The 13,334-nt window shown below is 70.6% G+C and carries 13 protein-coding genes and 1 pseudogene; 8 read left to right on the forward strand and 6 right to left on the reverse strand.

Going from position 1 to position 13,334, the window contains the following annotated elements; genetic code table 11:
* Positions 1-24 precede the first annotated feature (24 nt).
* Positions 25-573, forward strand: coding sequence for a DUF3558 family protein (locus BT341_RS10495; RefSeq protein ID WP_072476095.1), 549 nt, complete (start codon positions 25-27; stop codon positions 571-573).
* Here the strand turns inward: BT341_RS10495 and BT341_RS10500 are convergent, their stop codons facing one another.
* The 4 genes and pseudogenes from BT341_RS10500 to BT341_RS10515 form a co-directional block, all read right to left on the reverse strand.
* A complete protein-coding gene (locus BT341_RS10500; protein ID WP_143168519.1) occupies positions 574-1,587 on the reverse strand; it encodes a hypothetical protein in 1,014 nt (337 codons plus the stop codon).
* Positions 1,588-1,647: 60 nt separating this feature from the next.
* Positions 1,648-2,471, reverse strand: a pseudogene (locus tag BT341_RS10505) (MBL fold metallo-hydrolase).
* Complete coding sequence (locus BT341_RS10510; protein ID WP_072476097.1) at positions 2,468-3,304, reverse strand: MBL fold metallo-hydrolase; 837 nt, start codon at positions 3,302-3,304, stop codon at positions 2,468-2,470. Before BT341_RS10510 ends, BT341_RS10505 begins: the two are co-directional and overlap by 4 nt.
* Positions 3,304-3,882 (reverse strand): TetR/AcrR family transcriptional regulator, encoded by a 579-nt coding sequence (locus BT341_RS10515; RefSeq protein ID WP_072476098.1) that lies wholly within the window; start codon positions 3,880-3,882, stop codon positions 3,304-3,306. The genes BT341_RS10510 and BT341_RS10515 overlap by 1 nt, the downstream gene beginning before the upstream one ends.
* A 65-nt stretch (positions 3,883-3,947) precedes the next feature.
* On the opposite strand from BT341_RS10515, the gene BT341_RS10520 reads away from it, so the two are divergent.
* Positions 3,948-4,853, forward strand: a complete 906-nt coding sequence (locus BT341_RS10520; protein WP_072476099.1) for an aldose 1-epimerase family protein — start codon at positions 3,948-3,950, stop codon at positions 4,851-4,853.
* Positions 4,854-5,005: 152 nt separating this feature from the next.
* The gene (locus tag BT341_RS10530) at positions 5,006-6,223 is read left to right on the forward strand and encodes an amidohydrolase (protein WP_072476100.1); all 1,218 of its coding nucleotides are present in this window, start codon (positions 5,006-5,008) and stop codon (positions 6,221-6,223) included.
* 52 nt (positions 6,224-6,275) lie between these two features.
* Here the strand turns inward: BT341_RS10530 and BT341_RS10535 are convergent, their stop codons facing one another.
* Both BT341_RS10535 and BT341_RS10540 read right to left on the reverse strand, forming a co-directional pair.
* Positions 6,276-6,830 (reverse strand): Uma2 family endonuclease, encoded by a 555-nt coding sequence (locus BT341_RS10535; RefSeq protein WP_072476101.1) that lies wholly within the window; start codon positions 6,828-6,830, stop codon positions 6,276-6,278.
* A 49-nt stretch (positions 6,831-6,879) separates the two neighbouring features.
* Positions 6,880-8,016, reverse strand: a complete 1,137-nt coding sequence (locus BT341_RS10540; RefSeq protein ID WP_072476102.1) for an acyl-CoA dehydrogenase family protein — start codon at positions 8,014-8,016, stop codon at positions 6,880-6,882.
* A gap of 100 nt (positions 8,017-8,116) precedes the next feature.
* On the opposite strand from BT341_RS10540, the gene BT341_RS10545 reads away from it, so the two are divergent.
* The 5 genes from BT341_RS10545 to BT341_RS10565 all read left to right on the forward strand — a co-directional run bounded on the left by BT341_RS10545 (position 8,117) and on the right by BT341_RS10565 (position 13,332).
* Positions 8,117-8,698, forward strand: a complete 582-nt coding sequence (locus BT341_RS10545; protein WP_072476103.1) for a TetR/AcrR family transcriptional regulator — start codon at positions 8,117-8,119, stop codon at positions 8,696-8,698.
* A 41-nt stretch (positions 8,699-8,739) separates the two neighbouring features.
* Positions 8,740-9,681: a carbohydrate kinase family protein gene (locus BT341_RS10550; protein WP_072476104.1), complete on the forward strand. Its 942-nt coding sequence runs from the start codon at positions 8,740-8,742 to the stop codon at positions 9,679-9,681.
* 198 nt (positions 9,682-9,879) lie between these two features.
* On the forward strand, positions 9,880-11,196 hold the full coding sequence (locus tag BT341_RS10555; protein WP_072476105.1) for a citrate synthase: 1,317 nt from the start codon (positions 9,880-9,882) through the stop codon (positions 11,194-11,196).
* Positions 11,197-11,258: 62 nt separating this feature from the next.
* Positions 11,259-12,599: a cryptochrome/photolyase family protein gene (locus BT341_RS10560; protein ID WP_072476106.1), complete on the forward strand. Its 1,341-nt coding sequence runs from the start codon at positions 11,259-11,261 to the stop codon at positions 12,597-12,599.
* 79 nt (positions 12,600-12,678) lie between these two features.
* Positions 12,679-13,332 (forward strand): hypothetical protein, encoded by a 654-nt coding sequence (locus BT341_RS10565; RefSeq protein WP_072476107.1) that lies wholly within the window; start codon positions 12,679-12,681, stop codon positions 13,330-13,332.
* Positions 13,333-13,334: the final 2 nt, after the last annotated feature.

Here is a 13,334-nt window from a genome sequence, read left to right on the forward strand (position 1 = left end):
GCCGTTCGGGCTAGGGTGCCCGATATGCGTACTCTCGCCGTCGTTTTGGTCGCTTTCGCCGCGTTGACCGCCTGCTCGTCGGGTGACGAGCCGTCGAAGGCGCCCTCGTCGTCAAAGCCCTCGCCGGCGCCGAAGCCGAGTACGAACGCGGCCTCGCTCGACCCGTGCAAGCTGCTGCCCGCGGCCGCCGTGTCGAAGGCGCTGTCCCTCGACAACGTCCAGGCCGGTCCCGGCCCGGTCCGCGACAACGCGGCCAACGGCGGCAAGGCTCGCAGCTGCGAGTACCGGCAGAACGGCACGGCCGCGGGCGCGCTCGCGGTCACCCGGTACGAGGCCAGCCAGATCAAGCCCGCGGACATGGTGGCGTCGATCAAGAAGGCGAAAGCGGGCGCACAGGACGTCGCCGGCTTCCCGAACGGCGCGGTCTACTACGTCGACGAGCAGAAGACCGCGACGCTGGTCTCGGCGGGAGTGGTCTCCGGGACACCGGTGCTGATCAACTACACGGGCCCGGCGAAGGTGACGGCCGAGCAGATGGCCCCGCTGGTCAAGACGGCGCTCGGCGCGAGCTGATCACGCCCAGCCGACGAGCCGCCGTTCCGACAGCGATCCGGCCGGCGGGAGCTGCGGCAGCGCCGGCCTCGCGACCGCGCCCGGCGTCGTCGGCGACGCGAACCACTCGCCCCGGTCGGTCTGGTAGAGCACCGTCGCCTTGTCCGGCGAGGCCGCGGTCTTGGCGATCCGCGGCTCCGACCGGTCGACGAGCTTGACCGCTCGTGCCGTGTCGCCGTCGAAGTGCAGCTGCAGCAGCGCGCCGTGTTCGTCGGTGCCGGTGACCGCCGACAGCAGCACCGTCGCCGCGTCGAGCGTCGTGACGAAGTTGTAGGTGGCTCCCGGCGTTTCGTAGACCGCGTAGGCGATCGCGCCCGACGAGTCGGTCAGGTACGCCGTCCCGTCGCCGGTGCGGTGGGCGTCGCGCCAGGTCAGCACCTCGTTCCGCGGGCCGAGCCACCAGTCCCGGACGTGCTGGTCGAAGAAGCCGTTCGGCACGATCTCGGCTTCCTTGACCGGTGTCCCGGGCTGCCGGTAGTCGACGGAGTACACCGCGGCGCCGTCGTCGAAGAACAGCTTCGGCCCGGCCGGGCCGAACCGCGGGTTCCGGAACCGAGACGCCTTTTCGCTCATCGACCGCTCCGGCGCGGGGACGGATGCGGTGCGCTCGTAGCGCCGGTCGGCCGGGTTGAGCTTGAAGACGTCGACTCCCTCGTCGGTCTCCAGCGTGGCGTATTGCCCGTCCGGCGAGACGACGTCGAGCTTCGTGGCCGGGCCGCTGAACCGGGTCAGCGACGTGTCCCGGCCCGGCAGCGGCAGGACCGTCTTGACCGCACCGGTGGCCGGGTCGGCGAAGGCGATCTCGTCCAGTCCCGTTTCGCCCTCGTGCTGCAGCAGCACGATGCCGGAGAGCTCCAGCGGCGCCGCTTCCGCCGCCGGGGCCTCGGTCGGGTGCGGAGCCGGATCGCTCCCGCACGCTGTCATCAGCACGGCCAGCGTGCCCATCCACACCGCGCACCACCGGGTCCTCGCCACGTCCGAACCTCCCTGTCGTCCGAAGGTTCGATGCGCCGGAAGATCATCCGGTTCCGGTGATCACCGGCGCAGCGCCGCCAGCTCGACCGGGCTGTGCGCCGAGAAGACCGTCACCTCGTCCTGGTGCTGGCGTGCCAGCTCCTGCAGCCGGGCCAGGTTCGCCAGCCGGGCCGGGCGATCGGCCTGGACCAGGTTCTGGAACGCCGTCATGCCCGGCGGGCAGTGCGGGGTCACCGGGTTCAGCTGGCCGTGGAAGAAGTACGCGTCGCCCGCGTGCAGCAGCCAGCCGTCGCCGGTGTCGAGCGCGACGCCCGTGTGGCCGCGCGTGTGGCCCGTGAGCGGCACCAGCAGGATCTCCTCCGGCAGGCCTTCAGCGAGCGGACCGCCTCGAAGCCGAACCACGGCTCGCCCGTCTCGTCGTACGTGCTCCACAGCGGGCGGTGCGCGAACTGGATCGCGCGGTAGCGGTTCTTCTCGGCCGCGTTCGCCGGCGACGTCGCCGCGCGGTGCTCCCCCGCGCGGACGTGCACGACGGCGTTCGGGAAATCGGCCAGGCCGCCCGCGTGGTCGACGTCGAGGTGTGTCGCCACGACGTGCCGGACGTCGGCCGGGTCGAGACCGAGCGCGCGGATCTGCGCGATGGCCGTCTCGGCCGCCTCGACCCGGGCGCCGACCATCGCCATGAACGGACGGCCCAGCCACTCGCCGGGCCGCGCCACGGCCTGGGTGCCGAACCCGGTGTCGACCAGCACCAGGCTGTCGCCGGTCTCGACGAGCAGGCAGTGCGCGACCAGTTCGGCCCGCCGCAGCAGGCCGGGCTCGCCGTCGAGCAGCTTGCCGCCCGCGGGCCGCATGGTGCCGCAGTTCAGGTGGTGGACCTTCATACCCTGCTCCTGGAGCTCAGCCGGCGGAACTCGGTCTCGTCGTGCGCGGCGAAGACGCTCACCTCGTCGCCGTGCTCCTGAACAAGCTCGCGCACACGGCGGTGATTGTCCAGCCGGGCCCGCTTCACCGTCTCCACGCGGCCCTCGAACCACTTCAGGCCCGGCGGGCAGTGCGGCGCGGCCGGGTCGACCTGGCCGTGGAAGAAGTACGAGTCACCGGCGTTGAGCAGCCAGCCGCTGCCGGTGTCGACGGCGACGCCGGCGTGCCCGCGCGTGTGCCCGGCGAGCGGGACGAGCAGGATCTCCGGCGGCAGGCCGTCGAGCTGCCGGACGGCGCCGAACCCGAACCACGGTTCGCCGGTGTCCGCATAGGACGTCCACTGTGGACCGTGTGCGAACTGGATCCGGCGGTAGCGGCCGCGCTCGGCGGCGTCGCGCGGTTCGGTGAACGCCCGCAGCTCTTCGGCGTAGACGTGCACGCGCGCCCACGGGAAGTCGATCAGCCCGCCGGCGTGGTCGAGGTCGAGGTGGGTCAGCACGATGTCGCGGACGTCCGCCGGGTCGAACCCGAGCGCGCGGATCTGCGCGATCGCCGTCTGCGCCGGATCGGCGATCGGGTTGGACTGGCGGACGAACCCGGCGCCGAGCCAGGCGTTCCGGTCGACCGCGGCCGGCGTGCCCATGCCGGTTTCGACGAGCACCAGGCCGGTGTCCGTTTCGAGGAGCAGGCAGTGGCAGACCATGGTGGCCCGGCGGAACAGGCCCGGCCGCCCGTCGACCAGCTTGCCGCCGAGCGGCCGCATCGTGCCGCAGTTGAGGTGGTGGACGCGCATCAGGAGAGCTCCCGGTCGAGGGTGGCGTGCAAGTGGGCGGCGACGGCGCGCAGCGGCGCGACGTCCCGGCGGGTGCGGGCCAGCAGCAGCCCGCCTTCGATCGCGGCGAGCACCACGGTGGCCAGCTCGTCCGCGTGCTCGGCGGACAGCCGCTGGGTGGCGAAGTAGGCCGCGAGGATGCCGTGCCACGACGAATAGCCGTCGGCGCAGGCTTCCCGGATCGGCTCGCTCGCCGCGGCGGCGTCGAGCGCGACCGTCGCAATCGGGCAGCCCCGCTGGAAGTCCGACTCCGTCAGGAAGTCCGCCAGCGCGCCGACCGCGCGGTCGATCGCGGCCGGCGCGTCGGGCGCGTCCCGCAGGATCGCTTCGAGCAGGGCGCCGGTGCGCTCGCTCGACAGCCGGACGGCCTCGGCGGCGAGCTGCTCCTTGCCGCCGGGGAAGTGGAAGTACAGCGACCCCTTCGGCGCGCCCCCGGCCGTGGTGAGCTGGGTGAGGCCGGTGGCGTGGTAGCCCTGCGAGTGGAACAGGTCGGCGGCGGTGTCGAGCATCCGCTGCCGCGTGTCGGTGCGACGGACCATGGCGCCGACTGTAACCCAACTATGACGACCGGTCTAGTTATTTGTGGATCGGTAAAGTCCTCGGCATGGGCAACCCCACCGGTCAGCAGTTCGAAATCACCCGCGGCAACGCGCGCGCCGTCGTCACCGAGATCGGTGCCGGGCTGCGAGCGTTCGAAGTCGGCGGAGTGCCGTACGTCGAGGAGTTCCCCGAAGACGCGAAGCCGCCGAAGGGCGCCGGGCAGGTGCTGCTGCCCTGGCCGAACCGGACCAAGGGCGGGAAGTGGACGTTCCAGGGTGAAGACCAGCAGCTCGAGATCACCGAGGAGGCGCGCGGCAACGCCATCCACGGCCTGACCCGCCACCTCGAGTGGGAGCTGCTGGAGCACGCCGAATCGTCGATCACCCTGGCCGTCGACGTCGAGGTGCAGCCGGGTTGGCCGGTGCCGCTGCGGGCCACCGTCACCTACGAGCTCGCGCCGCGGGAGCTGACCGTCACCCACGAGATCCGCAACGAGGGCGAGCAGCCGATCGGCGTCGGGGTCGGCACGCACCCGTACTTCCGGATCGGCGACGTCCCGACCGACGAGCTGACCCTGACGCTGCCGGCGAGCCGCGTCCGGCCGTACGACGGCGACAAGCAGATGCCGTACGCGCCGGAGCAGGACGTCGAAGGCACCGAGTACGACTTCCGCGGCGGCCGGGTGCTGGCGGGCGTCGACCTGGACACGGCGTTCGGCGGCCTGTCGGCGGCCGAAGACGGCAGGCACCACATCGTCCTGAGCCACGCGGACCAGCGGCTGCTGGTCTGGACCGGCCCGGACTTCCGCTGGGCGCAGGTGTTCACGCCGGATGACCTGGTCGGCCGCGGCCGCGCGGTGGCGATCGAGCCGATGACGTGCCCGGCGGACGCGCTCAACACGGGCACGGACCTGATCGAGCTGGAGCCGTCGGCGTCGTGGTCGGGCAGCTGGGGCATCCGGGTTTCGTGAAGCCGCTTCGCCTGAGCGTCGCCGACGCGGGCGAAGTGCTGACACTGCAACGCGCTGCGTAGGTCACCGAAGGCCGCGCCGGCGTAGAGCTGCTGCTTCCCAGCCGAACCCCGCTGTCGGCCGCCCGGGCGAGTTCGTTAGCGTGGCGAACTATGGCGAAGGCAATTGTCGGGGGCTATGTCGTCCCCATCGACGGTGAACCCATCGACGGCGGCACGGTTCTCATCGACGGCGGCAAGATCGTCGCCGTCGGGACCGAGGCCGACGTCGACATCCCGGAGGACGCCGAACTCGTCGACGCGGCCGGCACCTGGGTGCTGCCCGGCTTCATCGACGCCCACGCGCACCTCGGCGTCCACGAGGACGGCGAAGGCTGGGCCGGCAACGACACCAACGAGATGACCGACCCGAACGGCGCCCGCTTCCGCGCCGTCGACGGCATCGACCCGTACGAGCCCGGCTTCGACGACGCGCTGGCCGGCGGCGTCACCAGCGTCGTCATCAAGCCGGGGTCCGGCAACCCGATCGGCGGCCAGACCATCGGCGTCAAGACCTGGGGCCGCAGCATCCTCGACATGACGTTCGCCGAGCAGGTCAGCGTGAAGAGCGCGCTCGGCGAGAACCCGAAGCGCGTGTACGGCGACAAGAAGCAGACGCCGTCGACGCGGCTCGGCGTCGCGGCCATCCTGCGCGAGGCCTTCACCAAGGCCCGCAACTACCAGGCGAAGCGCGCGCACGCGGAGTCCGAGGGCAAGCCGCACGAGGTCGACCTGACGCTGGAGACGCTGTCGAAGGTCCTCGACGGCGAGCTGTACTGGGACCAGCACGTCCACCGCGCCGACGACATCGTGACGGCGCTGCGGCTGGCCGACGAGTTCGGCTACAAGCTCGTCATCAACCACGGCACCGAGGGCCACCTGATCGCCGACCTGCTCGCCGAGCGCCAGGTGCCGGTCATCCTCGGGCCGCTGTTCACCACGAAGTCCAAGGTCGAGCTGCGCAACCGGACGCTGCGCTCGGCCGGCATCCTGGCCCGGGCCGGCGTCAAGATCGCGATCACGACGGACCACCCGGTGATCCCGATCAACTTCCTGGTGTACCAGGCGGCCCTGGCGGTGAAGGACGGTCTCGACCCGGCGACCGCCCTGCGCGCGCTGACCGTCAACCCGGCGTCGATGCTGGGCCTGGACGAGCGGATCGGGTCGCTGAAGCCGGGCCTGGACGCCGACGTCGTGCTGTGGTCGGGCGATCCGCTCGACGTGATGAACCGCGCGCTGCGGGTGTTCGTCCGGGGTGACGAGGTCTACCACTTCGACGAGTCGCTGGGCGAGGGCGTGGCCAAGGACCGCCGCTACCGCGAAGCCCGCTGAGTTTCGGGTGGCACGCCGGTGACCGGGCGGTTCCGGCGTGCCACCCGTCTGTTCAGGGCCGCAGCGTGCCGAGGTCGAGCTCGACCGGGAACGGGACGTCGGTGGTGAAGGTGCCGGTGACCGCCGGGGCGTCCCGGTAGCCCGAAGTGCCGGCCTGGTGGCAGGCGACCAGCGAGACCGGCTCGCCGAGGTCGACGATCCAGTAGTGCGGGATGCCCGCGTCGGCGTACTCGTCGTGCTTCACCCGGTAGTCGGTGCGCTTCGAGCCCGGCGACACGATCTCCGCCACCAGGACGACGTCGTCGGCCCGCAGCAGGCCGTCCGCGCGGCCGATCGCGGCCCGCTCGAAGACCATCAGGTCCGGCCGGCGGACGAAGCCGGGTTCTCCGGGCGGCGCCAGCCGCAGGTCCAGGTCGGTGTGGAGGACGAACGCGAGCCCGAGCGGCAGCTGCCGTTCGAGCCGGCCGGCCAGCAGGCACGCGGCCAGGTCGTGCGTCCGCCCGGAGCCGGGCGACGTCACGACGCGGCCCTCCATCAGCTCGGTGAAACCGAAGTCGGTGGCGCCGAGCGCGGCGTACTCCTCGGTGGTCAGCAGGTGACCGGGCATCCAGCCACCGTATCCGTCACATGCGGGGGACAGCCCTCGCTCGACCGGGTTACGCCTGCTTCAGCTCGCGCGCGATGACCAGCCGCTGGATCTGGTTCGTGCCTTCGAAGATCTGCGGCACCTTCGCCTCCCGCAGGTACCGCTCCACCGGGAAGTCCCGCGTGTAGCCGGCCCCGCCGAGGACCTGGACCGCGTCCGTCGTCACCTTCATCGCCCCGTCGGTCGCCACCAGCTTCGCGATCGACGCCTGGCGCTGGAACGGCAGCCCGCGGTCGCGGCGGCGGGCGGCGTCCAGGTACATCGCCCGGGACGTCTCGACCGTCGCGGCCATGTCGGCGAGGAGGAATTCGATGCCCTGGAAGTCGATGATCGGGCGGCCGAACTGCGACCGGCCCTTCGCGTACGCCACGGCTTCGTCCAGCGCGGCCTGCGCGAGGCCGACCGCGCACGCCGCGATCCCGAGCCGGCCGGAGCTCAGCGACGACAGCGCGATGCGCAGTCCCGCTCCGGGCTCGCCCAGCCGCCGGGCCGCCGGGACCCGAGCGTTCTCGAAGACGACCTGGGCCGTCGGCGAGCCGGTGAGGCCCATCTTGCGCTCCCGGGGAGCTGCCGAAAGACCCTCCGTGGCGCCGTCCACCAGCAGGCACGAGATCTCCTGCTCGCCCGTGCGCACCATCGTCGTGTAGAAGTCCGCGACACCCGCGTGCGTGATCCACGCCTTGGTGCCGTTCACGACGTAGTCCGCGCCATCCAGCCGCGCGCGCGTCGAGAGGGCGGCCGCGTCCGAGCCCGCGTGGGTCTCCGAGAGGGCGTACGCGCCCAGCAGGTCGCCTTCGAGCATGTCCGGCAGCCACTGGTCACGCTGCTCGTCCGTGCCGTACTGCGCGAGCGCGTAGCAGGACATCGTGTGCACGGACAGGCCGACGCCGACCGTCATCCACGCCGTCGCGATCTCCTCGAGGACCTGCAGGTAGACCTCGTACGGCACGTCGCCGCCGCCCCAGCGCTCCGGGTACGGCAGGCCCAGCAGCCCGGACTTGCCGAGCAGGCGGAACTGCTCGCGCGGGAACTGCTCGGCTTCCTCGGCGGCCGATGCTCGCGGCGCCAGCTCGTCCCGGGCGATCTCCCTGGCCAGCGCGACCAGGTCCGCGGCGTCGGAATCGGGCAGCAGGCGTTCGGCGGGCATCTTTGTCCTCCAAAGCGGTACTGGAAACAGTACTCTGGGCTCGACTAGAGTACAGTATCGAGTACTGGGATGGCGCGGAAACGTAGGAGATAGTGAGCCGATGCGTCCCGAACCCCGCCGACGGCCGACCGCGCGCCAGCGCGCCCTGCTCGCCGACCTGGAGGCGCTCTTCCTCGCCGAGGGCTTCGCCGAGTTCACCCTCGACGAGCTGGCCGGCCGCCTGCGCTGCTCGAAGTCGACGCTGTACGCGCTCGCGCCCAGCAAGGAGCAGCTCGCCGTCAAGGTCGTGACCCACTTCTTCCGGGGCGCCGCGGAGCGGATCGAGGAGCGCATCGCCGGGATCGACGACGCCCGCAAGCTCATCGGCGAGTACCTGGCCGGCGTCTCCGAGCACTTGAACCGGGCGTCGGCGGCCTTCATGCGCGACCTCGCCGACTTCGGGCCCGCGCGTGAGGCCTACCAGGTCAACAGCCGGTTCGCCGCCCGCCGGCTCCGGGAGTTCATCGACAAGGGTGTCGCCGACGGTGTCTTCCGCGACGTCCACGCCCGGCTCGTGGCCGAAATGACCGGCCTGATCATCGAAGGCATCCAGACCGGGGTGCTCGGACGGCGGACCGACGTGTCCGACGCCGAGGCGTTCACCGCTTTGGGGGAACTGCTGCTCGGCGGACTGAACAAATAGCGGACAGGAATTGTCAGCGCGGGGTCAATTAAACTCCCGGCGTGATCGTCGTAGGCGGAGAAGCTCTGGTCGACCTGGTTCCCGGCGACCCTCTGGATTCCACTGTGGACGGTGGGTTGCGCGCACTGCTGCCGCGGCTGGGCGGCGGGCCGTACAACGTCGCGCTGGCCGCCGGCCGGCTCGGCGTGCCGACGGCGTTCCTCTCGCGCGTCTCGACCGACCGCTTCGGTGACGCGATGGTCGAGCGCCTGCACGCTTCGGCCGTCGACACCTCGCTGCTACAGCGCGGCGATGAGCCGACGACGCTCGCCGTCGTGGCGCTCGACGCGAAGGGCGCCGCGCGCTACACGTTCTACGTCGAGGGCACGGCCGACCGGCTCGTCGCCGACCCGGGACCGCTTCCGGAGCACGTGACGGCGCTCTCACTCGGCACCCTCGGCATGGTCCTCGAGCCCGGCGCGTCGGCGTACGAGGCGATGCTGCGGCGCGAGGCGGCCCGCGGCGCGCTGACCGTCCTCGACCCCAACATCCGCGAGGCGCTGATCACCGACCCGGCCGCCTACCGCGCCCGGTTCGCGTCCTGGCTGCCGGACGTCCGGCTGCTGAAGATCTCCGACGACGACGCCGCGTGGCTCACCGAGGGCGCCGACCCGGTGGCCGCGGCGAAGACGTGGATCGAGTCCGGTGTGGACGCCGTCGTGCTCACCCGGGGCGCGGACGGGATCGCGGTGATCACCGCCGCAGGTGAGCTGGCCCACGTGCCGTCGCGGAAGGTGACGGTGGTCGACACGATCGGCGCCGGCGACACCGTGCAGGGCGCGCTGCTGGCCTGGCTGCACACCCGCGAGGTCGCCGACCTGGCCTCCCTCGACGCCGGCGCGTGGCGGGAGGCGCTGGAATTCGCGGCGAAAGCGGCGTCGATCACGGTGTCGCGCAGCGGGGCCGAGCCGCCCACGTCCGCCGATATGGCGGCCACCGTGTGAACCTGGTCCCAAAGCAGGCCCCAGGAGCAACGTCACCGCTGCGCGAACACACGTTTCTCGACTAGCGTAGAGGGGCATTCTTCATACCCCAGCGGGGCGGTGTGCAGCGAGGCCCCAGTGTTTCCTCGCGTGAACACGTGGCTACCTGCGGAACCCGCAGGCGCCGCCGGCCCGTGCCGAAACGTGAGAGGGACTTGCATGTCCGACGCGACGACTGCGGGGCAGTCCGGCGGCGAAACCGCGAAGCTGACCCTGCCGAGTGGCGAGCACGAGTTCAAGATCGTCCACCCGGTCGAGGGCGCGCCCGGGATCGAACTGGGGAAGCTGCTGGCGCAGACGGGGTACATCACCTACGACCCGGGTTTCGTCAACACCGGTGCCGCGTCGTCCGCCATCGCCTACATCGACGGTGACGCCGGGATCCTCCGTTACCGCGGCTACCCGATCGAGCAGCTGGCCGAGAAGTCGACCTTCGTCGAGGTCTCCTACCTGCTGATCTACGGCGAGCTGCCGACCGAGACCCAGCTGGCCGACTTCACCGAGAAGATCCAGCGGCACACGCTGCTGCACGAGGACCTGAAGGCGTTCTTCAGCGGCTTCCCGCGGGACGCTCACCCGATGCCGGTCTTGTCCAGCGCGGTGTCGGCGCTGTCGACCTTCTACCAGGACTCGCTCGACCCGTTCGACGAGCCGAACGTGGAGCTGTCGACCATCCGCCTGCTGGCGAAGGTCCCGACCCTGGCCGCCTACGCGTACAAGAAGTCCGTCGGGCAGCCGCTGCTGTACCCGGACAACTCGCTGGGCCTGGTCGAGAACTTCCTGCGGATGACGTTCGGCTTCCCGGCCGAGCCGTACGACGTCGACCCGGACGTCGTCAAGGCGCTGGACCTGCTGTTCATCCTGCACGCCGACCACGAGCAGAACTGCTCGACCTCGACCGTGCGCCTGGTCGGCTCGTCCGAGGCGAACCTGTTCGCCTCGATCTCGGCCGGCATCAACGCCCTGTTCGGCCCGCTGCACGGCGGCGCGAACGCGGCGGTCCTCGACATGCTCGAGGGCATCCAGGCCGACGGCGGCGACGTCGCCAAGTTCGTCGAGCGGGTGAAGAACAAGGAAAAGGGTGTCAAGCTCATGGGCTTCGGGCACCGGGTCTACAAGAACTACGACCCGCGCGCGAAGATCATCAAGAGCACCGCGGACGAGATCCTCGGCAAGCTGAAGGGCGGCGACCAGCTGCTCGACATCGCCAAGAAGCTCGAAGAAGTCGCGCTTTCCGACGACTACTTCGTTTCGCGCAAGCTGTACCCGAACGTGGACTTCTACACCGGCCTGATCTACCGGGCGCTGGGCTTCCCGACGAAGTTCTTCACGGTGCTGTTCGCGCTGGGCCGGCTGCCGGGCTGGATCGCGCACTGGCGCGAGATGATCAACGACCCGGCCACCAAGATCGGCCGCCCGCGGCAGATCTACACCGGCTACGCCTCCCGGGACTACGTCCCGATGTCGGAGCGCTGAGCCCCGGTCGTCGCAGCGCCCCGTCGTGCACCGGCACGGCGGGGCGCTTATCGTTGGGCTGCGTGACCCGAGAAGCGCCGGTTGTCCTGTGGTTCCGCCGTGACCTGCGGCTCGGCGACCACGCCGCGCTGCTGGAGGCGTCCCGGCACAGCAAGCACGTGCTCGCGCTGTACGTCCTCGACGACGTCTTGCTGAAGCGGTCGGGTGCGCCGCGGGTGGCGTTCCTCCACGGGTGCCTCCGCGCGCTGGACGAGCAGCTCGGCGGCCGGCTGATGGTCGTGCACGGCGACCCGGCGACGGAAGTGGTCCGCGCGGCACGCGCGATCGGCGCGGCGGCGGTGCACGTCAGCGCCGACCGCGGGCCGTACGGCCGCCGCCGGGACGCCTCGGTGGCGAAGGCGCTGGCGGAGCACGGCATCGACTGGGTCGAGACGGGTTCGCCGTACGCGGTCACGCCCGGCCGGGTGGTGAAGCCCGACGGTTCGCCGTACCGCGTGTTCACGCCGTTCCACCGGGCGTGGCTGGCGCACGGCTGGCCGTCACCCGCCGAACCGTCCCGTGTGGACTGGGTGGCACCGCCTTCGTCGCTGGAGATCCCGCGGCCACCGCGCGTCTCCGCGACGCTGCCCGAGCCGGGCGAGCAGGCGGCGCTGAACGTCTGGCACGCGTTCCTCGACGGCGCTCTCGCCACCTACGCCGAAGACCGCGACCGGCCGGATCTTGCCGGAACCACCCGGCTTTCGCCGTACCTGCGCTGGGGATGCGTCCACCCGCGGACGTTGCTGGCGGACCTGGACGGCAGCGCGGGCGCGAGAGCCCTGCGCACCGAGTTGTGCTGGCGCGAATTCCACGCCGACGTCCTGTGGCACCGCCCGGAGACGGCGCGCGAGAACTACGACAAGCGTTTCGACCGGATGAAGCACGACGACGACCCGGAGGCGTTCGAGCGGTGGTGCGCGGGCCGCACGGGCTACCCGATCGTCGACGCGGGGATGCGGCAGCTGCTGGCGGAGGGCTGGATGCACAACCGCGTGCGCATGGTGGTGGCGAGCTTCCTGGTGAAGGACCTGCACTTGCCGTGGTGGCGGGGAGCGCGCCATTTCATGAAGCACCTGGTGGACGGCGACCTGGCCTCGAACCAGCTGAATTGGCAGTGGGTAGCGGGCTGCGGCACGGACGCGGCGCCGTATTTCCGTATTTTCAACCCGTTGACGCAGGGGGAGAAGTTCGACCCCGATGGCGATTACGTCCGTAGGTACGTGCCGGAATTGCGTTCGGTGCCGGGGAAGGCGGTGCATCGGTTGAAGAACCGCCCGGAGGCGTACCCGGCACCCATGGTCGATCACGCCCATGAGCGCCAGGTGGCGTTGGCACGCTACGGCGAGATCACGACGGAGTCGTGACGAACCGCTGCAACGAACGATCACCCCTGAGCGACTCTTCTGCCTGAACGGCGGACGACCGCTGGAGGGGAGACAACCGTTGGACGGCGAGAACGAGCCCAGTGCTCCGGCAGGAGCGTCCCAAGCCCAGGCCGAACTGGTCCTCCGCGACGAACTGGGGCAGGCGTGGCAGCACTACCGGCATCTCGAGGTACTCCGTGGGCAGTACCTTACTTTTGCGTTCACTGTGACATTCGCGCTGGCGGCCATCGGAATCCCGGCGACGCCAAAGCTGTCGAGCAGCCCGAGCTTGCTACTCCTGACGGCGAGCCTCACCTTGTTCTACGCTCTGTTCATCACCAGCTACTACGCCAATGTGCGGAAGATCCGGTTCCTGTTGATGCATTACCAGCGGGTCATGATGGGCTTGCGGAAGCACTTCCTGACGGTGCCCGGATTCGAACCGCACCTGGCTGCTCTCGAGCTGATGTCCAGCATCCACCCGGTCATCCGGCACTGGGCGTTCCGGATCCAGACCATCTCGGAAGCCGTGTTCGTGTTCCTCCTGGCTCTGGCGACCGTGATCGAAGCGGTGACGACCGTCGCGGTTGCGCGGCATGGCGTGTGGTGGCAGATCCTGCTGATGGCGGCCATCGATGGCGTGGCTGTGTTGCTCAGCGGCTCCGTTGTCGGCTTCGCCGTACTGCTGCGGCGAGATCCCCATTCCGATCAAGGACCGATTTCCGCTCGTTGACG

This window comes from Amycolatopsis australiensis, from assembly GCF_900119165.1.
Classification (GTDB): Bacteria; Actinomycetota; Actinomycetes; order Mycobacteriales; family Pseudonocardiaceae; genus Amycolatopsis; species Amycolatopsis australiensis.

What these genes read in the sequence shown, in the direction of transcription:
- BT341_RS10545 (WP_072476103.1), top strand. Translation starts at nt 8,117, where the DNA reads ATGCGTCCCGAACCCCGCCGACGGCCGACCGCGCGCCAGCGCGCCCTG.
- BT341_RS10495 (WP_072476095.1), top strand. Translation starts at nt 25, where the DNA reads ATGCGTACTCTCGCCGTCGTTTTGGTCGCTTTCGCCGCGTTGACCGCC.
- BT341_RS10530 (WP_072476100.1), top strand. Translation starts at nt 5,006, where the DNA reads ATGGCGAAGGCAATTGTCGGGGGCTATGTCGTCCCCATCGACGGTGAA.
- BT341_RS10515 (WP_072476098.1), bottom strand. Translation starts at nt 3,882, where the DNA reads ATGGTCCGTCGCACCGACACGCGGCAGCGGATGCTCGACACCGCCGCC.
- BT341_RS10535 (WP_072476101.1), bottom strand. Translation starts at nt 6,830, where the DNA reads ATGCCCGGTCACCTGCTGACCACCGAGGAGTACGCCGCGCTCGGCGCC.
- BT341_RS10540 (WP_072476102.1), bottom strand. Translation starts at nt 8,016, where the DNA reads ATGCCCGCCGAACGCCTGCTGCCCGATTCCGACGCCGCGGACCTGGTC.
- BT341_RS10520 (WP_072476099.1), top strand. Translation starts at nt 3,948, where the DNA reads ATGGGCAACCCCACCGGTCAGCAGTTCGAAATCACCCGCGGCAACGCG.
- BT341_RS10555 (WP_072476105.1), top strand. Translation starts at nt 9,880, where the DNA reads ATGTCCGACGCGACGACTGCGGGGCAGTCCGGCGGCGAAACCGCGAAG.
- BT341_RS10510 (WP_072476097.1), bottom strand. Translation starts at nt 3,304, where the DNA reads ATGCGCGTCCACCACCTCAACTGCGGCACGATGCGGCCGCTCGGCGGC.